Here is a 21,182-nt window from a genome sequence, read left to right on the forward strand (position 1 = left end):
TGGTACCTCCTAAAATAGATTATCTTGATTCAGTATACCACTTTCCATGTGGAATCAGATGACTTCAAATAAAAAAACCTTCCCACTAATGGGAAGGTTCATGAAGATAATTGCTTTTTTAATAATTATAGCTTTCTAATATCTTTCATCAACTTTTCTAGTAATCATAGGGAAAAATTTCAAGCAGTAAATCGCACAAATACCTACGATGATATAAATGATCTTCGCAAAAATAGTTGTTGAACCACCAGCAATCATAGCTACTAAATCAAATTCGAACAAGCCTACCAACAACCAGTTCAGCCCTCCCACAATCAATAAAGTTAATGCAATAGCATCTAAAGTTTTCATTAGAATTCTCCTTTCTTAAATGATAAAATAATTATATATCAAAAAGAGAAACGTTGCTTATATAACGCTCAGGGATTTTAGCAAATGATGCAAAAAGAGGAAAAACAAGTAAAGGTATCGCAGATAATGCCTTCAATCAAAAAAAGAAATAGACTTACAAAACGTCTGATTTTCAACATTGACAGTCAGAAATACTTGATGAGCTCCGATGAGGGATGAGGAATGACTTGCGGACTCACTTATCCATAAAATAAACGATAGCCTTCTCGAAAACTCGAGAAGGCTATCTGACGATTCAATATTCATTAATTTAAAGTTTCGGTGACTATTACTAACTATTACTTATTTCTCATTTAAACGATGTATTCCCTAACCTCTAATACATCCTTGTAACTCTGAAGTTACGCCAGTTTTGAATAAATTTCATAAAAACAAATGAAAAGTGTCGCATAAAAATATCTTTCGTGTTTCTTTAGTATAACAGAACAAGAAGAAAAAGTCCATAAGGGATATTTTTAGCTCGTTTTAAAATAACTTTTTAAACAGGTTTAAGTTTGCTATACTTGTTTTTGAGGTGATTTGGCAAGTGAAAAAAAAGATTGGAATAGTAATGCTATTCACTATTTTATTAACAGGATGTGTTTCATTAGCAAATAATTGGTTGGAACATGAAGGTACTTACTTAGTGGCTCATCGTGGCGCACACATTATTGCGCCTGAGAATACGGTGGAGAGTATCCATCAAGCAAAAATATTAGGCTACCAAGCAGTCGAGATTGATGTTCGGACAAGTAGAGACGGCGTGAATTTTTTGATGCATGATGACACATTGGATCGAACAACAGATGGAACGGGGAAACCAGAGACATACACGATCAAACAACTAAAGAAGTTTAATTTAGATACGAAAAACTATCCAGAATACGTAAATAAAAAAGTTAAGATACCTACTTTTGAAGAAGCCGTAAAGGAAATCAAAAAAAATAACTTGATTGTCAACGTGGATGGTTCAAAAGGAAACTGGCAGGATGAACATTTTGTTAATGACATCGTAAACACGCTAAAACAAAATAGTGTGTATGAACGTTCATTTTTTGTACTGACGGATAAAAAGATCCGAGACGAAGTCGTAAAGAATCATCCTGACTGCACAGTATCTTGGTTATATGACCAAAAAAATAAACTTGAAGATGAGATTGAACAAGTAAAAAGTTATAAAAAAGCGTTGCTCTCAGTATCTAATGATGCTGCTACAGAAGAAACAATCAATAAACTAAATAAATCTGGAATCGAGTATCAAGTGTATGGGGTAAATGACGTTAAACGATTTGAAGTGTTAAAAAAATCATCCGTTCCAATCGTAGAAACGGATGAAATCAATCCTAGTGATTTATAAACATAATATATTCATTTTATGTAATTATTCATCTTTATATCCATTTTTGAACCTAGGTCGTCAAGTTGACTTAGTTTTTTTTATATAGCATGTTCATAAATAAAAAAACTTCTTTTTTATTTTATATTGATATGATTGTGATAAATTCAGTTACTTGTTTTGGTATGGAACTTGTTTTGGTATGGAAAAAAATAACCCGCATGAGGTCGTGGCAGAAGTGTTCATCTTTAAGAAATAAGAAGTAATTTCCGAAACTTGCTTGCCACATCCCCAATCGGGTCAAACTTGTTTATTTGAATATATTTTTTACATAAGGATCTTTAATAGTTACATTGTCTTTTTTCATCACTTTATGGATTGTTTTATCCATGAATTCCGTATCAAGGGTTTTTGTTTCCGTGGCGATTTTTTCTAGCTCTGATTTGTATTTATCTTTATTGGCACCTTTATCCTGTTTTTTTACCATTTTTACTAGATAATAGCTTTGCTGATAAGTCGTTGGATCTGTTACAGGAATGATATCAGAAACTTCCCCGTTGTTTAATTGAAATGCTGCTTTTTTTACTTCAGTAGGAATCCCTGGATTGGTTGAATCAAATTTCATTTTTCCATCAGTTTCCTTTAGTGTTTTATTTTTTCCATAAGCTTGAACAAGCTTGGAGAAATTTTCCCCTTCATTTACTTCTTTTTTTGCATTATCTGCTTCTTCTTTAGTCGAAAATGGGATGATCTGTGTACTAACTTCTGGATGGAATTCTTTCCAAGCAGTGTCTAGATCTTTATCTGTTAATTTTACATTGGCTTTCAAACCGTACTGGAAAGCCAGCATCTGTTTCAAAAGTTTCTTATATGTCTCTTCCGTTTGGCCAACTGCTTTTAATTGTTCCTTGTAGTTTGGACCAAGTTTTTTGATTTGCTCATTATATTCTTTTGTTACTTCCTTTGAAGAAATCTCTTTTCCGTATACATCATCAAACGCTTTGAAGACGATCATTTTTCTTAATAGTGTTTGATTGTTTGATTTAACTTTTGGGTTATCATAAAAATCCTGAACTGTAAGTGTTCCACCTTTAAACGTTGCAATTGTTTCATTGGACTTGCTACAACCTGAGAATAGTAAAATAGCAAATCCTGAAAGGCACATAATCAGTAGTTGTTTTTTCAAAAAATTTCCCATCCTTTCCTTATTAAAGACAGTCTAACAGAAGAACCAGGCAGACAGTCTTTCATTTTCGTAAGGTTTCTGTAGACATTCTTAGTTCGTAAAAATCTATTCTCTCTATGATGGAGAACATTTACATAGTTTTCACGAGACAAGAAAGAAAAGGGTTATTACACTTAATATAAAGGAGGGATGAAAGATGATCAGGATTATTCGATTGATTGGCTCTGTTTTAATAGTCTTAGTTGGTTTTGTTTTAGGAATTCTTGTCAATAATGCACTTGCGGATATGTTTCTTGGAGACAGTGAATGGATTGGAGCAATTGCTGGTACGGTTGGACATTTAGTTGTTTTTTTACTAGCTTTATTTCTTGCTAGTAAGATAGAAGGGAAAAAAGTGGAAGATTATGGTATTTCTGGACGAGGAAAAGACTGGGGGTATTTAGTGGGAGGTCTCGTTGGTGGAATTGGAGTGTTTCTGCTTATTACTAGTCCATTATATTTGATAGGGGCGTATCGGTTAGATTCAGGAAACGCAAATATTGTGCCGCTGATCACGAGTTTTATTTTATTTATTGCAGTGGGGTATCCGAAGAGCTTTTATTCCGTGGCTTTTTTCAGCACCAGCTGCTTAGATTTGGTCCGTTAATAGCAATGATTGGATCTGCTGCATTATTTGCTCTTTTGCACGGATTGAATCCTAACATGACATTTCTGGCAGTTTTCAATATCTTTTTAGCAGGTTGCTTTTTCAGTGCACTTATCTACAGTACAGAAAGTTTATTTACGGCCATCGGTGCTCACATTACTTGGAATTGGACACAAGGAGTTATTTTAGGTATACCAGTCAGCGGAACGTAAGAACAAGGTTTTTTCTCCACTCTGGTCCAATCGCAAAACACAATAATTACTGGGGGAAACTTTGGGGCTGAAGCGTCTATATCGACTACATTATTCTTGTTAGTCTTGATTGTTGGTTTGTTACTCTATGCATATAAAACAAAGCGAATGAAGAAACATACTGCTGTTTATCAATAAAAGATGAAGAAAGCAAGGCTGATATCGGTCTTGCTTTTTTAAGTCTTTCATTGATTAAACGAAAAAGTAAACAGATTCAAACGAATACACGACATCTTTTGTTAAATTTTCACAACTGACTGTCGTGTTCTCATCATTTTCATTTTATATAATTCCTTTATCAAATAGAAGGTTATTATATGGAGAGTGATTGAAATGAAGAAAACAGCGACCGTATTATTTGTTATTCTTGGGCTAAGTATAATTGCAGCAATGATTGGAATCAGTACTTCTGCAAATGAACGGACAAATGAAAATCTTTCATTTACTGTGAAAACTGATCGGATCGTTTATGACGTGACACAACAAGTCATTACTATTCTGATCAAAACAAATAAAAGCGTGAATGCTAGTGATATACATGCTGTTCTAACATATGGTTGGGATGGTAATGGAAGTTCAGAAAAGGTTATTGGGGAAGTTTATTTAAAGGACGTACAATGGACCGCTGGTATTGAGTATACAATAATGATTTCTGCAGAACTATCAATTGATGAGATCAAGAGTAAAGATAAAGTTGATTTGATTGTTTTTTATGATGGACAGATGACGATTACGGAGAATTTGAAACCAAGTAGTTGGACAGTTGTTGGACCGTCGAGCAGTACGGATAGTACGAGTAGTGAAAGCAGTACAGAAAGTACGAGTAGTGAAAGTAGCACAGGAAACACAAGTAGCGAAAGCAGCACAGGAAAAGTAAATAATGAACTTGATTTGGTACCTATCATACCAACTAAGGAACAAAAGAGAAATGCAGGGAGCAACCTAAAAAGTGTGCTAAAACAGTCTGATTTTGTTTCTCGTGGAATTGATCATCAAGAAAAAGCGAAAGAAACAGATAAGAGAAAAAGAGATTTACCAGAAACTGGTAGTAGAACCATAAACAAGCTAATTACATGGATGGGTGTGTTACTCATTTTGATTGTAGGAGCAAGCTATTTTCGTTCTCTCTTCCATCGAGTGAAATAAAGAATAAAAGCAACAGATCTAAAATTGAATAAAACGATAGATTTTTGAGTGAATATTTCATTCGAGAGTGCTGTATTGCCTGGCGAAGTTGTAGCTTTGCCAGGTTTATTTTTGTTTACTAACATATTTGAGAAACAGGAAATAACAGGAACGCAAAGATTATTTTCTTTAAAATCAACAAGATGACCAGAAAGCAAGAGTTCGTTGAGCTCTTGTTTTCTTTTAGTTTTAGGAAGGAACATCCTGATTTTATCTTCGCTAAATCCAGTCAAAAGTTTTGCAGGTTGGTCGTAGATAATCGGTTTTTTCAATAAAGAAGGGGACGTACGAATCTCAATATATAGTTCACTCAAACTGAGCTCATCTATTCTGTGAACAAGATTTTTATAACTAATAGAATGAGTAGAGAGCATTTCGGTCACGCCATTGTTTGTCAATTTTAGTAAGTGGATAAATTCATTTTTGGTTAGTGGTTGACGAATTAAGTTCTGTTCGATAAACGGTATATCATGTGTGATAAGCCAACGTTTTGCGCGTCTAGAAGACGAGCAACTAGAACCTATATATAATTTAATCATGATACATTCCTCCAATAGCTAAATATTTATGAAATAATAACATGAAGAAATAGTCGAAAAGTGCCATTTATAGGTGTAAAATAAGAAATTGTTGTCACGTATAAAGGAACTAACTAGATAAGAAATACTATTAAATCAAGAAAGAAGGCATACGTATGTCAAACACAGCCGACGCATTCGTAGTGATCGATTTACAAAAAGGGGTATGTTTTGATTCTTCGCCGATACACGGATTAAAAACAGTGACAGCATTAGTGAATAAAAGAATCAAAGCATACGAAACGATTGGAAAGCCAGTTATTTTCGTTCAACACGAAGATGATCAATTAGTACCAAAAACAAAACCATGGGAGCTATTGTCGGAATTATCTATTCCTGAACACAGTTATTTTGTGAGAAAAACCCATGCGAGTTCATTTTATAAGACTAATTTGAGTATGTTATTAACTGAATTGGACTGTCATTCGATCGAATTATGTGGGGCGCAAACAGAGTATTGTATAGATACGACTGTGAAGTTTGCTCATGGATTAGGATACCAGCTTATGATGTGCAGAGGAGCAGCGACGACTTATGATCATCCTTTTATGAAAGCAAAGGAAACAATCGCTTTTTACGAAAAGATTTGGGATAAACGATTTCTGACATTTTTGGAGCAATAAGCTGTTTCATTGTTTAAAGAAAAGCAGAATGGATAAACCAGTATCCATTCTGCTTTGTTACGTAAATTGAGAAAATAATCCTGTTCTATTTTTATGGGATAAACCGTTTGTTTTTTGTATAAAAAATGTTTGCGTTTACATATAATTCTCCTAGAATCATAAAAAGGAGTGAATCGATTGAGAACAAAACAAGTGTTAAAGGGAGCGTTGGTCGTCTTATTTGCTGTAAGTACAAATGTCCCGCAATGGTCAGTATATGGAGAGAGTATCTTTTCCGAATCGGGATCTAGGGAGGTCGAAACCACGGAAACAACTGATGCTAGAAACGAAACGAAATCGAGTACTTCACAAACAGAAACAAGTACTGAAACAACGGCTGAGACATCTGTTACTAGCACAGATCAAGAAACGACCGCTACCACAGATAACCAACAAACAGATGAAGCAACAGCTACAAAAACGCCAAACGACAAATCCTCTTCTGCTAAAGTAAGTGACAAAGAGAATGGGACAGAAAATGATGATATCGGTAAAGGCGAAAACTTCAATGGTAAGAAATATCTTAATTACTTCGGTAAACAGATGACAGATATACTTAATGGACCAGTAGATGAAATTAACGCACGACTAATAGGTTTAGTATTAAGTGAGCTTTTTGGTAAGGATTATGGTGTAGACAAAGAGATTATCAAACATCTGATTGCTACTTATCTATTGTATGATATCGCTTTTTCTAAAAATAGTGTGTTGATGTCAATGCTTGGAGGTACAGATGATGGTACGACGCCTACAGAAAACACAGGCTTCTATCCAAACACAAAACAACTTCATCAAACTGTACTAAACAAACAAGACGGCAAAATGATGGATGTGTATGCTTACTATGTCGACCAGGGTTCAGATAAAACAGTCATGATCCATGGCGGATTTAGAGGGAATTGGAATAATGGGATCGTTACAGAAGAATACAATGATTTTTATAAGGCAGGGTATAATTTATTATTTGTTGATTCCAGAGCAACTGGTAACAGTGGAGGCGATTATGTAACCTATGGACAATATGAATCAGATGATGTCCTTTACTGGATCAATCAAGAAGTTCGAGAACGTCCATCTCAAAAGATCCTGCTGTATGGTGGTTCCATGGGAGCAGCTACGATGATGTCTGTATTAGCAAAAGATATCCCAGTCAATGTCAAAGGAATTATTGAAAATTGCGGATTTGCATCAATCGATGAACAACTACGTTTTACGTATAGCCAGACAGTAGTCCCTGCATTACCGCCTGCCATAAAAAATCAGTTAGACATCATTGGGGATCAAGAGCATGAAGATTTGTTTATGGGGCTTTTGAAACAATATTATTTTGATCAGGAGATGCATTTGGATCCGACAGCCGCTCTACCTACGATTGGAATGTCTGGTTCATTGCCTAAATTGATCATCCATGGAACGGCAGATGATGTAGTACCTGTGTCTAACGCGCAAAAACTATATGAGTTAGCAGGAGGATATAAAGACCTTTTATTGGTAGAAGGAGCAGGGCATGGAAAGGCACAGGAAGTTGACCATGCTGCCTACACGAAACATGTAACGGACTTTTTGAAAGTAGTGTTCCATGATCAGATAAACGTGAAATATGTGGATGAAAACAATAAAAGTCTACTCAAAGACCAGGACGAAATCCGGCTTTACGGAGCTTATGGAGAGAATTATGTGACAGAGCAAAAGACATTCGAAGGATACGAATTAGCAAATGTTGAAGGACCGACTGAAGGGGTTTTTAACGAGACGACACCAACTATTATTTACCATTACAAAAAAATCCCGGTAGTTCCACCAAAAAAACAAGATCCGGCAGAGAATGCAGACAATAAGGGAAAGGATGAACCTCGAGATGATCAATCAAGTGATGATACGCTACCGATTCAGATGACAGTGAAAGTACAAAAAAAGACAGATACAAAAAAAGGAATGTTGCCTAAAACTGGGGAAAAGAAACATTCGCTTCTCATTTATTCAGGTGGATTTTTATCTGCTAGCACGATTATCACATGGATTTGGCGAAGAAAGAGAGGGTAAATGAATGAAATGGTTCAAGCGAATAGTGATTGCAGTGCCAGTTATCATCGTAGTTATTTTAGTCACTGTATTTTTGATTAATCAAATCACACCAAAGCCGATTAGTTTGCTTGTTAGAAAACAATTTGACACAAGTGAAAAAGAACAAGTATATGCCAGACCAGACGATTTCCAGCAAAAAATCAAACAAATCGATAGAAATAAAGAAATAACTTATCCTTCAAAGTACAAAAACAATCATATGGATATCTACACACCGAAAACGGAGAAGAAAAAGTTGCCCATCCTTTTCTGGATGCATGGAGGCGCATATGTAGGAGGGGATAAAAACGATTGTCGTGATTATTTGGAATACCTATGTTCAGACACGCAGCAGATCGTCGTAAATATCGATTATGAACGATCACCTGAAGCAAAGCATCCTACACCAGTTATCCAATTGAACGAAGCCATTCAAGCAGCCAAAAAAGAGATAAAAGAGCAAGCGGATTGGTCGAATATTTCGATTGGTGGCGATTCAGCAGGCGCACAAATTAGCGGAGAGTATTTGTTAGCACTTCAAAACGAAGAAATCAAAAAAGCCGATCAACTTGATCCAACTTTGGAGAACAAGCAGATCACAAAATTTGTTTCTTTGTCTGGACTACTAGACCCTTCTGCATTTACCCAAGTAAGTGATAAGATTTCTAGCTTTCTTTATGCAAAATGTGGATGGGCTTATTTTGATAGTAAGAACTTTGAACGTTTAGAAGACGTCAAACATTTAGCTTTAGCAAGACATGCAGACCGTTGGACGCAAAAAACATTCTTGACGGATGGGAACACAAATACGTTTACGAAACAAATGGAACAAACAGCTTCTGCATTTGAAAAAGTAGGAGTGAAAGTCACAAAAGTAGACTATACGAAGAAAAATGTTGTCTTGAACCATGAATATCAGTTTGATTTTAGTAATAAACAAGCGCAAGAAACATACCAAAAATTAGTAGCATTTTTCAAGGAATAAACGCTCATGATGTAAAAGAGGATGTGAAGAAACTGCTTAGTTCCGAGTCAGAAGGAACTAAGCAGCTTCTCAGGTTTGATGAATAGTGGGACTGGTGACTGAAGAGCTTGTAGGTACCGTGTATCAGTTCTCGCGAAAGAGACGTCCAGCCTATTGTCAAAAGATTGTTTATGGAAAATATTTATTCGGAATAAGGAAAGGTGATATGTTTTTTTTTACGGTCTCTTTTACGTAAATTTTATAGTCAGATTTGTTGTTTCGATCGTTTAAAAAAGGCAACAAATCCGAATCCAGCGGAGGCAAAAAGGGATAAAAGACCGAGCGGTAAGCAAAAGAATGCTGGTTCTACTAATATTCCGTTGTTATTGATATAAGGCTGGGAGCAAAGATGAATAGCAAATAAAATCAATGCACTAGCGAAAAAAAGCAAAGAAATATGAATAGCTTTCATACGCAGCACCTCCTTTTTTTATAATTATAGGATAGATAGATTAAGAATTCATAAATGTGTCAAGTTTGTTAGAACGTGAACAAAAAATACCATCCATCTATCATAAGTAAGTTTGGAGCAAAGTTATCTCATGATAAATGAAAAAGGATTCATCCATCATATAGATAGGAAGTTCATTAGTATATGTCTAGACCAATAATGGAAAATATGAGAAAATAATAGAAAAGGTTTAGGATACCCCCCAAAAAGAATTTCCCCAAAAAATCGATGTATCCTAAACTTTTTTATTTTACATAACAATCATAACAACTGTGAAATAAAATTACAAACGATAACCTAATATGTATTCGAAAGCCAGTTTTATCCGGAGAATGCTTGATTCATAAAATATTTATTTTTATTTTTTAGAAAATAAGAAACAAAACTAATAAAAAAAAGAAAAAATAAATTTTTTCCCTACTGTATACTATCCTTGTTATTGCATCTAATAAGTCACTCGAATAATACCAATACAACCTTCTCCAAAGATGTGATAACATACGTTCTAACCCACCGACTATTGATGTTCTGTACCACCCTTACAGAACCCGAAAAGCCACTACCAAATATTTGGTAATGGCTTTTTAGGTTTTAATGGATTTTTTACTTTTTCTGTTATAGTAGGATTCTTCCTTTTTTTAAAAAATATTTAGTTGATTGAGTCAGTCGAATACAATCGTCAATTAGATGGAGGGTTGTCAGATGAGAAGAAGTTATTGAAAACACAAAACGCACCTACTGTTATCATCCAGTAGATGCGTTTAAAGAGAAGAACGAGAATCGTCCATATGAGGGTTTCCACTCCTTATGCAGATTTTTTTAATTCTTGCACTGCTTGTTCGATCGTAACACCTGTTGCTACATGATTGCTATTTTCTTTGTCAAAAACGACAAAGAGATTCAAATCTGTATCCAAGGTTACTCGATATTGTATATCTTTGTTATAGAATGTCATAGCCATTCTCCTTTCTTTAAATACTTGCTGAAAGGCAACGAACACGTTGATAACGAAATTCCATTTATAAGTATATCACCAATTGAAAGGTTTTCATAGTTAAGAAAGTTTAAAGTCAAAATTTAGCAATCATGTTGTAAAATAAAGTGGGGAGGGAACACAATGACAACTATATTTATAAATGCAAGTCCAAACAAAGAAGGTATGACTAGTAAGTGGGGAGCGAAAGTTCTAGAAGGAATAGATTATGAGAGGATCGATCTTGTAGATTTTCATATTGCTCAATTAGGTCAAGTCAAAGCTAATGATGATTTTGATGCCGTCATGGATAGATTGGCGAAGGCGAACTACGTAGTTATTGGTACACCGATTTATTGGTGGGATATTAGTGGACTGCTTAAAACGTTTATTGACCGTTGGACAGAATTATTCCAAATCGGACTTGATTCAGAAAACGCGCCATTACACCAGTTACCAGTACTATGGATCGTTCAAGGAGCAGCGCCAGAAGAAGCCATACCAGGCATAGAGAGAATGCTAGAAAATATTAGTAAACGATTCGTGATGGATTCACAAGGAATACTATATCAAAAGAAACAAATCTCTGAAGCAAACAGACAACTTAAACAAATGCTAGTAGATAAAAACAAATAAATGGAGAACAACAGGCGGCTCAAACGCGGTTATCCAACTTTTTTATCGATTCGAAGACAATAAGTTTTATATTTTATTGCATTATTCTTGTGTTATTAGAAAAAGCATGATATATTAAATAAGTAATCTATTTTGAAACGTAATTTGAGCGATATATCTACATAGATAAAACTCCTTTTGCCTATCAAATATTTATTGCAACGAAAAAACGTACATTGATACGTATCAGGAGGAATTTATTTATGAATAACGGTACAGTAAAATGGTTCAACGCAGACAAAGGTTTTGGCTTCATCACTGGTGAAGATGGAAATGATGTATTTGCACATTTCTCAGCTATCCAAGGCGACGGTTTCAAAACTTTAGAAGAAGGCCAAGCAGTGTCTTACGATGTTGAAGATGGTCAACGTGGCCCTCAAGCAACAAACATTGTTAAAGCTTAATAAAAATTGACTTTTAACCGTCTTTTCTTTCGAAAAGACGGTTTTTTTTGTACGAAGAAATTCATTGATCGTTGAATAGGCGGAAGGATGTTTTTCTTGGTGCTTTTTTGCTTCGTCCTTTGCTTTTTCATTTCATAGCTGTGTTTGTTTGTCAATAGGTATTTTCGAGAAGTATTTTACATAAAGTGGTGTATCGATTATTAAAACAATAAAAAAACAGATAAACTATTACTTTTGCATAATTATTTAAAGAAAATTAAAACGAAAAAGCCTAATAGTAGTAAGATTTTAAAAGGATTTTTTTGTTTTTAGATAACGATATTTATTTGATTAATTTTAATTATGTCTTTTATTTTAAATGTATTGAGCTTATTTTTTTATTTAAAAATAACTATGTTATGTATTATGAAAGTTATAAGAGTTTTTAAATAAAATTTAAGAACATTTAGAAATTATTAAGCTTTAACTGAAAATAAAAAAACGAAATGTTATTATTTTAGTCTGTTTTCAGGGGGGGATAATCTTATGATAAAAAAACTATTTTTACTATCAACATTAACACTAGCAATGGCAGGTTGTTCTACAACCGATTCGGCAACTGAATCAACAACAGAAACAACTGAAGACACGACAGAAGAGGTAAAAGTTGAGACGATCACAGAAGCCGAAGTCGACGAAGCACGGGAACGCTGGGCAGAAGCAATCATAAGTATCGGTAAAGCAAGCGAAGAAGGTATGGAGGAAGCAACAGAAAAAGCAGAAGAAGTCATCGAGACATTGTATGCATACGACGAAGGTGCTGTGCTTTTTAAACCAACTAAAGCTGCAGAGTTACCATTCAGGGCAACAAAAGAAGAAGCACTTTCTTATTTCGTTGGCGGTGATATCAGCGAAGATTCTGGTTTTGCGTTAGAACCTTGGACAGACATCCGCTTCGACAATCATGAAACGATCATCGATACGGATTCAGCAATCGCATCAGGAGAATATTACTTTACTTCTGGGAAAACGGGTGATGAAACAAAAGTAGAATATACTTTCGGATTTATACGTGATGACGAAGGTAACCTGAGAATCAACTTGCACCATTCGAGCTTACCCTACGTTGGTTAAGACTTTTTCGATGAGTAAAGAGTAGAAGAGTTTTTCATGTTATATTAGAGCGTGGGACAAAAGTAAAGAAAAACTTTTGTCTCACGCTCTAAACATGTGTAAACGGCGGAAGCAGAAGCAACTCCTTCGGAAATAAGCTGAAATTCACAAAGATTTGAAAAGCAATTTTCGTGAATTACCTCTTATTTCTTGGAGTTAAACGCTTCTATCCCAGCCTCTTTTTTAGGTAAGATAAATTCCTTTTTGCTCCAAATTTGCTAAACACTCTGCTAGATACACTTCATCATGTTCCGGATAAATCGGAACGCTACGTTCTACAGTAGGCAAATCAAAAAATGCTTCGCATGATTTGCCACGGTACATAGGATCTGTCCATTCAGGTGCTGGGCTGTAGCCACGCTTTTCCATTTCGTCCATGACAAGTTGATGATATTGAAATAATTTATAAGGAGAATAGTGGAAGACATAATCTACAGTAGCGTGTTTCTTTCCCCAACCATTTCCTCTTAACGCACAGCATTCTCGATGTTGTCCTAAAAGCTGCTGACGAGGAAGCTTTGAAATCAATTTTTCATGCCATAAACGCATAGATACATCTCCTTTTTGTACATAGTTTGTTCACTTTAAACATTAAATGAAAAAACCAGCACAATGGCTGGAAAAAATCATTTCAGTTTGCTTGCTGTTTCTGAGCGACCAATCAGGTAGTCAACGGAAATATCGTAAAAGTCGGCGATGTAGATCAATTCAATGATACTTGGAATTTCTTCCCCTTGTTCGTATTTACGATATTTGAATAAAGGAATACTTAACGCGCTAGAAACAGCTACTTGGGATAAAGATCGGCCAGTTCTTAAAAAATTCAGACGACAACGTAAAGTATCCAGTAAAATAGCTTCTTCGATACTCATTTAATCACCTTTCATCATAATAGGATAGTTGTAATGACCATAGAAAGCTACACAAGCAATCAATAGGACTCAATGTTTTTTATTTAAACGTATCAAATAAAGAATGACGATTAATAGAGACAAAACCAACCCTGATAATTCTTCTACAAAAACACTATCAGGTTCAAAGTAGTTGTAATTAAAAACCTTCCACATAAAATAAATAACCGGAAGAGTCAAAACAGCTAAATAAAGCCGTTCTTTGTTCCAATGCATAAGATAAAAAATAATTGCGATCAGGACGACCGAAGGCAACCAAAACAAAACTCTAACCAACGTAATCATGTAACGGACTCCTCAACGTTTCTTCTAATAAAAGATAACATGTTATTGCATACATCACAAATGAAATGCTAGGAAAATCAAAGAAGAATAGACCGATGAAAAAGCGGAACAGCTCTCTGCTCATACGCGAGAACTGTTCCGCTAAATACAAGTTATCTATCTAGAAAAAATCAATGGATTGATATTTAAGTAATTCAATACATATAAAAAGAGGACGATTGCATTCATTAAAAAGGAAAGAATGATGATCCCGTAACGAATAGAAACATATTTAACAAATATTTCTGTCTGGACACGTGCATATTTTTTTCCTTTGTAGCTGATTATCATGATGAGAAGGAGAAGGGTGATCACACCTTGGAAAATCATTCCAACAAACAGGACTTCTGAACTTTGATGATTGTATTGGAGAAAGTAAGCTGCTGCCGCAACCAAATCGAATAAAATCGCAATAAATGGCAAAATAATCACTCCTAGCATTGAGAATTTTTAAAAGAATAGCATTTCTTCTAAAATAAGCAAGTAAAAAATAGTCAAGTTTCAAGTCAAGTAAATAAGAATAAATATATCATATTATTTATATTTTGAAGCTTGTGAGCGTCTATAATTCGTGCTATAGTTAAAAAGTAACTAAAATATATCTCATGATGATGTACCTTTAGCTCAGTTGGTTAGAGCAGACGGCTCATAACCGTCCGGTCGTAGGTTCGAGTCCTACAAGGTACATAAGAGGTTGTGAAAAAGCTGCCCTGCATCAACTAATAAGAACAGCCAAGTAAAAACAGCTTCTTATGTTTTTAACTTGGTTGGACTTATTACCGCAGATGCAAGCTTTTGAACACCGTTTAAGGAAGAGGTTGTGAAATCAGCGTTTTGACCTGAGTATTAGAGAAACAAACGGAAAAATAGTTCCTCATATTTTGCCGTTTGTTAAGCTAATACCGAGAGTCAGCTGATTGAACACCATTTAAGAAAGAGGTCGTGAGCCTACCGTTTAACTCTGAGTCACAAGGAGCAATTTCAAAAAACAGCTTCCCATGTTTGTTGAATATTGTGACTTGTGACTGAGGAGTTGGCAGGAGAACACTGTTTACCAAGGTGTCATGGAAAAGCCAATATACTTTTGTAGAAAAAGCACGTAAGACTGAAAACAGTTCTTCGTGCTTTTTCTTTTTTATTTGCTTGCTAAATGATAATAGAACTTATATAAAGAATAGACTGTAGCATACGTGTGACTGTCTATTTTTTAGGTTCAATGATCGAAACATTGAAATCTTTCAGAAGTTCCAACGCAGATTCTCCATGTTTTCTACTAGAAACTAACGTTGGATCAACAAAAAAGTCAGCTTCAGGAAACGCACTCTGCAAGCCTATCAAATTAGAGAGCACACATAAGTTTGTTTCGATCCCAACCACTTCGATCTCTTTTTGTTCTTCTTTGCTTTCAAACAAAGTCTCCTTGATTTCAGCTAAAGTTTCAGGGGGGATCGTAAAGTAATACTTTTTGATCACTCGTTCATTTCCTTGGGGAGAAAGAAGAGGGATCAATTGCAAATCTTCCCGTTCCTCTTCTTTGTCCTTCAGTTCGACTGGAATATCCCGTGTGAATAGAATATATTCCTTGTTTTTGCGTGCTTTAGCTAATCGTTTAGCAATGCGTTCCGCCAATTGGTCTGATTCTGGAATATAAAATTCGCTATTTGGATCAAGAATATGATTTTGCATATCGATAATAACTAACATTTTCTTTCCTCCTACGTTCATGACGTCATTTTTTTATTTTCAATAGAAGTTTTTTAAAATATAAGCAACCCCAGCTTCCTCATTCGTCAGTGTTACTTGGTTTGCAATTTCTTTTACTTGCCGCTGTGCATTCCCCATCGCAATACTCAACCCACTATAATTCAACATAGCAATGTCGTTTTCTTGATCGCCAAAAGCCATGATATCACTCGACTCGATTCCAAGGTAATCCGCCAGAAAAACAAGTGAATGAGCTTTAGTGATACCTGTAGGCGTGATTTCTAAGAAATGCGGATCAGAGAATACTGAATTGATGCCGTCTGCTTGCAGATCTCTTTGTAACTTCTGTAGTTTTTCTTCACTCTTATCTGTTAACGCTAATTTAAGATAGCTAAGAGAAGGATCTTCTAACATACTTAAAATTTGATCAAAAGAATGATTCTGCAGATTGAAATGTTCATAATAGGGGTCGTCTTTGACAAGATTTGACTCATCGAATGTCAGCTGATCATCTTGGGTTTCTCGGCTGGCAATAATTGAGATTTTTGCTTCTTGAGCATAGAAGAAGGCTTTTTTCAGAGTATCGATATCTATTTTCGAACGTCTGAGAACCTTTGCCATCTTTCCATCCTTCATTTCAGCAATCAGCGAACCATTGGAAGAAATCAAATAGCCGCCGATCCCTAATTCGGAAAAAATATCTTTAGCAGAAATGCTGTTCCTTCCTGTAGCTACTGTTACGATTCCGCCATTTTCATCAAATTTCCGAAGTGCCTGGATATTTTCTTCTGGTATCTTTCCATTTCGATCAAGCAAGGTACCGTCTAAATCAATCGCTGCTAGTTTCATTTTATCTTCCTACTTTCTTTTTACATATCTATTTTCCTGTTACCTTAAGATTAAATGAGAAATTAAAAAAATGAAACTAACTTGCTTTGCCGTTATGAATTTTTTCAAAAAACATTCTTAAGAAAAAGGTGGCTATATATAGTAGTTTTTGGTCAATACCTTTGAATAAAAAGCCATGAAAAACGAATAGTTAGCGCTTACCAATGCGTTTTGTAATAAAAAAATTTTAAAATATTCAATGAAAACAAAGCATATATTTTGCTTTAAAGCCAAATGAGGAATATTCTAGATGTAGAACAGGTTAGAAAAAGATTAGAAAAAGGAGTGATTTTGATGGAGAAGAGATACGGCGTAGTTCCTGTGGTGACTGCTTCAGACGAAAATTATGCTCCTTACTTGAGCGTGATGATCGCAACTGCATTAGAAAATTGCAATAAAGCAAGACGCATAAAATTTTATGTGATTGACGATGGTCTATCAGAATATAGTAAACAAGGATTGGAAGAAACGGTAAATAAATATTCAAGTAATGCAAGTATCCAATTCCTGACAGTGGAAAAAGATATCTACGAAGACTTCCTAGTCAGCGACCATATCACAACTACCGCTTACTTAAGAATTTCTTTACCCAACTTATTAGCTAAAGAGGATTATAAGAAAGTCCTTTACTTAGATTCAGATGTGTTAGTGCTAGACGATATCGTAAAACTATATGATGAACCATTAAATGGAAAAACGATCGGCGCCATTATCGATCCAGGACAAGTGAAAGCATTGGAAAGATTAGGAATAGATTCCGATGACTTGTACTTCAATTCAGGGGTGATGGTGATTGACATCGATCAATGGAATAAAAAAGAAATTACAGAAAAAACTATCCATTATTTAAGTGAAAATGGTGATCGAATCATTTATCACGATCAAGATGCTTTGAATGCTGTCCTTTATGAAGATTGGGAACAACTTCATCCAAAATGGAACATGCAGACTTCTTTGATTTTTGAACGACACCCAGCACCAAATGAAAAATATGAACGTCTGTATAAAGAAGGAAATGAAAAACCTTCAATCGTTCATTTTACAGGACATGATAAACCTTGGAATACGTTGAAAGATCATCCGTATACCAATTTATACTTAAAAAAATTAGCACACAGTACTCTAACGAAAGTAGGCGAGATCAATGAATAAAAAAGAAATAGCAGTAGTCGCAAGTTGTAACACAAAATTCGTACCGCATTTAGCTGCGTTATTTGTCTCAGTATTAGATAATTGCAACCCGTCTAAATTTGTTCGGTTCTATGTGATTGACGACGATATCGATTTTGAAAGCAAACAGCTTTTACGTTTCTCAGTGAAAAATGCACGAATGAATTCAGATGTAGAATTTTTGAAAATTAATAAAGAATTCTTTACAAATGTAGTAATCAGCGATCGTATTCCAGAAACAGCTTATTACCGCATAGCGATTCCGGAATTGTTCCGCGGCACGGAAGTTGAACGTATCTTATATATGGATTGCGACATGATTGCTTTACAAGATATCTCTAAATTATGGCGTCTTGACTTCGGTGATTCAATCGTAGCAGCTGTTGAAGACGCTGGGTTCCATCAACGATTAGAAAAAATGGAGATTCCAGCTAAATCAATGCGTTACTTCAACTCAGGATTGATGCTGATCAATGTAAAAAAATGGTTAGATGAAAATATTACGCAAAAAGTATTAGACTTCATCGAACATAATCCAGAAAAATTAAGGTTCCATGACCAAGATGCATTAAATGCAATCTTACATGATCGTTGGCTTCCGCTTCATCCGCGTTGGAATGCACAAGGCTATATCATGGCTAAAGCAAAGAAACATCCAACAGCAGCAGGTGAACGTGAATACGAAGAAACACGCAACAATCCTTACATTATCCATTTCTCAGGACATGTGAAACCTTGGAGCAAGGATTTTGAAGGACCAACGAAGAAATATTACGAAAAATATGCAGGGATGACGGCGTTCCGTTGTGTGGCTAAATTCCCTAAATATCCAAAATATGCAAAAATTCAACAAAAAACAGACGTAGTTGTTAAATAATACAAGACTACAACTGAACAGGGGGAGTAGGAATGGAAATTACACTGTCTAAAAATGCAGTAGAGACGTTAATCGAAAAAGTGGGGGAAAATACAAAAATTGCACTCGCTCTCATCAATGATTCCGATCCATTTTTAAGGGATAAAGGTGCTTTTGCAAAAGGCAGCTTTTTCCAAATCATTCCTTTTGTTTCGGAATTTGGAGAGTATGCAACAAAAATCGAGCATCCTTTACTGGAGATCTATACATCTAAAGTAGAACAAAGTTATTTCGGTAAACGACTAAACATGGACTTTAATAAACAGCTTGACAGCTTCTCATTAGAAAATGAAAGTGCAGTACTCGATTATAATATCAAATTAAAGAACTGCTTCTTCAGCTAATCGTTTTTGAAAAGTCCAGAAAGGAGGTATACATTGAGATACTACTTTGTGGATGATGAAAAGAAAGTCACAGAAACAGATGAAAACAAATACAATTGGCTTATTCTCGATAATAAAAAGCCAGAAGAGATCCAGCAGGCAATCAAAGAATTCGAGCTTCCAGATGATATTTTCGTAGGCACGGAATATCCGGAAGAAGTTTCTCGGATGGAGCGCCTTTATGAGACCAAATTAGCGCATCCATTTTCTTTGGTTGTGATCAATCTGGATCAGTCAGATAATCGTATCGAAAAAAAATTGACACCGATATCTTTTGTACTTTCCGATAATCTCTTGATTACATGTATTGATAGAAAGACCGATTTCGTGGATCGCTTGCTGACAAAGCATGGAGATCATTTAAACTCGTTTGAAAAGATCATCACGTATACATTACTGGATATTTATACCCATTACGTGAAAGAACTAAGAGAAATGAAGCATAGAATTGACGCTTTGGATAAAGCAGCTCGTAAAACGACGGAGAATGAGGAACTGTATAAACAGGCAGATCTTGAAAGAGACATTGTGTATATCGATCATACCTTAAGAGATCAGCGGAAAACGATGAATCAATTATGGAATTCTGAAACGTTTATCAAACGTTTAGACGATGAACAGTTGCTTTATGATGTCCATTTGAGGCAGCGCCAAACAGAAAAAATGATCGAGATCTATCGAGACTTATTGGAGAGTATTGGTGATTTATTCAATGGGATGATGGACAATAATCTAAACCACATCATGAAATATCTAGATTCAGCTGCACTAATCATCTCCGTTCCGGCGTTGTTTGCAGGGATTTGGGGAATGAATACAGGAGGGTTGCCGGGTAAAAGCTCTGCTTTAGGATTTATCCTCGTAGTATTCGGCTCTTTGATAGCAGCGGCGGTTTTAGGCTACCATCTATACCGAAAAGATTATACGAATTAAACAAACTATTTAAAACAGGTATCAAACAAAGAAATTTGTTTTGGCAATACAATTTAGAAAAACTAGGAGGAATACAGCAATGACAGAACCAAAATTAATCGATCCGCGAAATCTGTACCATACGGAGAAATTTCCTAAGCAAGATCAGGATACGCCAGCTTTACAACAGAACATGATTCCTGTTCCTGATTGCGGAGAAGAATCCTATGAGGGCAGTAATCAGCTGGAAAACCGACGTGTACTCATCACTGGTGGCGATTCAGGGATCGGTCGTGCAGCAGCGATTGCATTTGCTAGAGAAGGTGCAGACATCGCTCTTCAATTCTTCCCAGGAGAAGAAAAAGATGCAGAAGAAGTAGCTAAATACGTCAAAGATGCAGGACGTAAAATCGTCTTACTACCATTTGATCTTCGTGATGAACAAGCACCTAAAGAAATCATTGAAAAAGCAGTAAGTGAGCTTGGTGGGCTAGATACGATGGTATTGAATGCAGGACAGCAAATTTCTTGCCAGTCCATTGTTGAACTGCCACTTGAACAAATCAAAGACACATTCATGGTCAACATCATCGCTATGTTTGCTTTAGTGAAAGAAGCAGTTCCGCATATCCCAGCAGGAGGAGCGATTGTTACAACAACATCTGTCCAAGCCTTCAATCCAAGTGAACATTTATTGGATTATGCAGCAACAAAAGCTTCAATCGCTAACTTTACGATTGGCTTAGCAAAACAACTTGCTCCTAAGGGAATCCGTGTAAATGGCGTAGCACCTGGTCCAATCTGGACACCGCTGCAACTAGACGAAGGCCAGCCTTCTGATTCAATTCCTGAATTTGGTCAGCAAAGTTTACTAGAACGTGCAGGTCAGCCAGGAGAATTAGCACCGGTCTATGTCTTCTTAGCATCGAATAAAGCAAGTTATGTCACAGCTCAAATCTACGGAGTAACTGGTGGAGAAGCGATCAACTTATAAAAA

23 protein-coding genes, 1 tRNA gene and 2 pseudogenes are annotated in these 21,182 nt (G+C 35.6%); 15 read left to right on the forward strand and 11 right to left on the reverse strand.

All coding sequences use genetic code 11. The annotated features are described in order from the left end of the window. Positions 1-135: 135 nt before the first annotated feature. Complete coding sequence (locus OZZ83_RS00830; protein ID WP_002293281.1) at positions 136-351, reverse strand: DUF378 domain-containing protein; 216 nt, start codon at positions 349-351, stop codon at positions 136-138. A 610-nt stretch (positions 352-961) separates the two neighbouring features. Here OZZ83_RS00830 and OZZ83_RS00835 point away from each other — a divergent pair. Continuing rightward, the gene (locus OZZ83_RS00835) at positions 962-1,747 is read left to right on the forward strand and encodes a glycerophosphodiester phosphodiesterase (protein WP_278023339.1); all 786 of its coding nucleotides are present in this window, start codon (positions 962-964) and stop codon (positions 1,745-1,747) included. A 289-nt stretch (positions 1,748-2,036) separates the two neighbouring features. Here the strand turns inward: OZZ83_RS00835 and OZZ83_RS00840 are convergent, their stop codons facing one another. Beyond that, positions 2,037-2,924: a peptidylprolyl isomerase gene (locus OZZ83_RS00840; RefSeq protein WP_002306584.1), complete on the reverse strand. Its 888-nt coding sequence runs from the start codon at positions 2,922-2,924 to the stop codon at positions 2,037-2,039. 184 nt (positions 2,925-3,108) lie between these two features. Here OZZ83_RS00840 and OZZ83_RS00845 point away from each other — a divergent pair. Both OZZ83_RS00845 and OZZ83_RS00850 read left to right on the forward strand, forming a co-directional pair. Next, positions 3,109-3,947: pseudogene (locus OZZ83_RS00845) on the forward strand (lysostaphin resistance A-like protein). 195 nt (positions 3,948-4,142) lie between these two features. Further along, entirely contained in the window at positions 4,143-4,955 is an 813-nt protein-coding gene (locus tag OZZ83_RS00850) for a hypothetical protein (protein WP_029745051.1), read from the forward strand. A gap of 212 nt (positions 4,956-5,167) precedes the next feature. Here OZZ83_RS00850 and OZZ83_RS00855 read toward each other — a convergent pair. Next, positions 5,168-5,533: pseudogene (locus tag OZZ83_RS00855) on the reverse strand (Spx/MgsR family RNA polymerase-binding regulatory protein); the annotation flags it as partial. A gap of 155 nt (positions 5,534-5,688) precedes the next feature. On the opposite strand from OZZ83_RS00855, the gene OZZ83_RS00860 reads away from it, so the two are divergent. The 3 genes from OZZ83_RS00860 to OZZ83_RS00870 all read left to right on the forward strand — a co-directional run bounded on the left by OZZ83_RS00860 (position 5,689) and on the right by OZZ83_RS00870 (position 9,283). Then, positions 5,689-6,195: a cysteine hydrolase family protein gene (locus OZZ83_RS00860; protein ID WP_002345947.1), complete on the forward strand. Its 507-nt coding sequence runs from the start codon at positions 5,689-5,691 to the stop codon at positions 6,193-6,195. Between the two features lie 168 nt (positions 6,196-6,363). Then, a complete protein-coding gene (locus OZZ83_RS00865; protein ID WP_002348425.1) occupies positions 6,364-8,277 on the forward strand; it encodes an alpha/beta fold hydrolase in 1,914 nt (637 codons plus the stop codon). A 4-nt stretch (positions 8,278-8,281) separates the two neighbouring features. Beyond that, the gene (locus tag OZZ83_RS00870; protein ID WP_002313716.1) at positions 8,282-9,283 is read left to right on the forward strand and encodes an alpha/beta hydrolase; all 1,002 of its coding nucleotides are present in this window, start codon (positions 8,282-8,284) and stop codon (positions 9,281-9,283) included. A gap of 244 nt (positions 9,284-9,527) precedes the next feature. On the opposite strand, the gene OZZ83_RS00875 is transcribed toward OZZ83_RS00870, so the two are convergent. Beyond that, positions 9,528-9,734, reverse strand: a complete 207-nt coding sequence (locus OZZ83_RS00875) for a DUF3955 domain-containing protein (RefSeq protein ID WP_002306600.1) — start codon at positions 9,732-9,734, stop codon at positions 9,528-9,530. 844 nt (positions 9,735-10,578) lie between these two features. Then, the gene (locus OZZ83_RS00880) at positions 10,579-10,728 is read right to left on the reverse strand and encodes a hypothetical protein (RefSeq protein WP_002293298.1); all 150 of its coding nucleotides are present in this window, start codon (positions 10,726-10,728) and stop codon (positions 10,579-10,581) included. A 162-nt stretch (positions 10,729-10,890) separates the two neighbouring features. Here OZZ83_RS00880 and OZZ83_RS00885 point away from each other — a divergent pair, with 162 nt between their 5' ends. The 3 genes from OZZ83_RS00885 (at position 10,891) to OZZ83_RS00895 (ending at position 12,938) form a co-directional block, all read left to right on the forward strand. Then, positions 10,891-11,382, forward strand: a complete 492-nt coding sequence (locus OZZ83_RS00885; RefSeq protein WP_002309158.1) for a flavodoxin family protein — start codon at positions 10,891-10,893, stop codon at positions 11,380-11,382. A 242-nt stretch (positions 11,383-11,624) separates the two neighbouring features. Beyond that, entirely contained in the window at positions 11,625-11,825 is a 201-nt protein-coding gene (locus OZZ83_RS00890; protein WP_002293303.1) for a cold-shock protein, read from the forward strand. Between the two features lie 525 nt (positions 11,826-12,350). Further along, positions 12,351-12,938 carry a hypothetical protein gene (locus OZZ83_RS00895; protein WP_002329249.1) on the forward strand — a complete coding sequence of 196 codons (588 nt, stop codon included), beginning with the start codon at positions 12,351-12,353 and terminating at the stop codon, positions 12,936-12,938. Between the two features lie 222 nt (positions 12,939-13,160). Here OZZ83_RS00895 and OZZ83_RS00900 read toward each other — a convergent pair whose 3' ends face one another. The 4 genes from OZZ83_RS00900 to OZZ83_RS00915 form a co-directional block, all read right to left on the reverse strand. Next, positions 13,161-13,526, reverse strand: coding sequence for a TIGR02328 family protein (locus OZZ83_RS00900; protein ID WP_002306607.1), 366 nt, complete (start codon positions 13,524-13,526; stop codon positions 13,161-13,163). Positions 13,527-13,603: 77 nt separating this feature from the next. Next, positions 13,604-13,849 carry a helix-turn-helix domain-containing protein gene (locus OZZ83_RS00905; RefSeq protein ID WP_002306609.1) on the reverse strand — a complete coding sequence of 82 codons (246 nt, stop codon included), beginning with the start codon at positions 13,847-13,849 and terminating at the stop codon, positions 13,604-13,606. A 69-nt stretch (positions 13,850-13,918) separates the two neighbouring features. Continuing rightward, entirely contained in the window at positions 13,919-14,173 is a 255-nt protein-coding gene (locus OZZ83_RS00910) for a hypothetical protein (RefSeq protein ID WP_002306610.1), read from the reverse strand. A gap of 156 nt (positions 14,174-14,329) precedes the next feature. Beyond that, positions 14,330-14,653, reverse strand: coding sequence for a hypothetical protein (locus OZZ83_RS00915; RefSeq protein WP_002306612.1), 324 nt, complete (start codon positions 14,651-14,653; stop codon positions 14,330-14,332). Between the two features lie 172 nt (positions 14,654-14,825). Between OZZ83_RS00915 and OZZ83_RS00920 the strand changes: the two genes are divergently transcribed. After that, a tRNA-Ile gene (locus tag OZZ83_RS00920) sits at positions 14,826-14,899 on the forward strand. 513 nt (positions 14,900-15,412) lie between these two features. Here OZZ83_RS00920 and OZZ83_RS00925 read toward each other — a convergent pair. After that, positions 15,413-15,916, reverse strand: a complete 504-nt coding sequence (locus OZZ83_RS00925) for an isochorismatase family cysteine hydrolase (protein WP_002306614.1) — start codon at positions 15,914-15,916, stop codon at positions 15,413-15,415. A gap of 39 nt (positions 15,917-15,955) precedes the next feature. Further along, complete coding sequence (locus OZZ83_RS00930; RefSeq protein ID WP_002306615.1) at positions 15,956-16,765, reverse strand: Cof-type HAD-IIB family hydrolase; 810 nt, start codon at positions 16,763-16,765, stop codon at positions 15,956-15,958. 333 nt (positions 16,766-17,098) lie between these two features. On the opposite strand from OZZ83_RS00930, the gene OZZ83_RS00935 reads away from it, so the two are divergent. The 5 genes from OZZ83_RS00935 (at position 17,099) to OZZ83_RS00955 (ending at position 21,179) form a co-directional block, all read left to right on the forward strand. Continuing rightward, positions 17,099-17,956, forward strand: coding sequence for a glycosyltransferase family 8 protein (locus OZZ83_RS00935; RefSeq protein ID WP_002329245.1), 858 nt, complete (start codon positions 17,099-17,101; stop codon positions 17,954-17,956). Then, complete coding sequence (locus OZZ83_RS00940; RefSeq protein WP_002306618.1) at positions 17,949-18,851, forward strand: glycosyltransferase family 8 protein; 903 nt, start codon at positions 17,949-17,951, stop codon at positions 18,849-18,851. Before OZZ83_RS00935 ends, OZZ83_RS00940 begins: the two co-directional genes overlap by 8 nt. A gap of 32 nt (positions 18,852-18,883) precedes the next feature. Continuing rightward, positions 18,884-19,234, forward strand: coding sequence for an iron-sulfur cluster biosynthesis family protein (locus OZZ83_RS00945; RefSeq protein WP_002291264.1), 351 nt, complete (start codon positions 18,884-18,886; stop codon positions 19,232-19,234). A gap of 48 nt (positions 19,235-19,282) precedes the next feature. Beyond that, complete coding sequence (locus tag OZZ83_RS00950) at positions 19,283-20,206, forward strand: magnesium transporter CorA family protein (RefSeq protein ID WP_002309159.1); 924 nt, start codon at positions 19,283-19,285, stop codon at positions 20,204-20,206. 79 nt (positions 20,207-20,285) lie between these two features. After that, positions 20,286-21,179, forward strand: a complete 894-nt coding sequence (locus OZZ83_RS00955) for an SDR family oxidoreductase (RefSeq protein WP_002306620.1) — start codon at positions 20,286-20,288, stop codon at positions 21,177-21,179. The last annotated feature ends 3 nt before the right edge of the window (positions 21,180-21,182 follow it).

It is taken from the genome of Enterococcus sp. E5-162, assembly GCF_035725965.1.
GTDB classification, from domain to species: Bacteria; Bacillota; Bacilli; order Lactobacillales; family Enterococcaceae; genus Enterococcus_B; species Enterococcus_B lactis.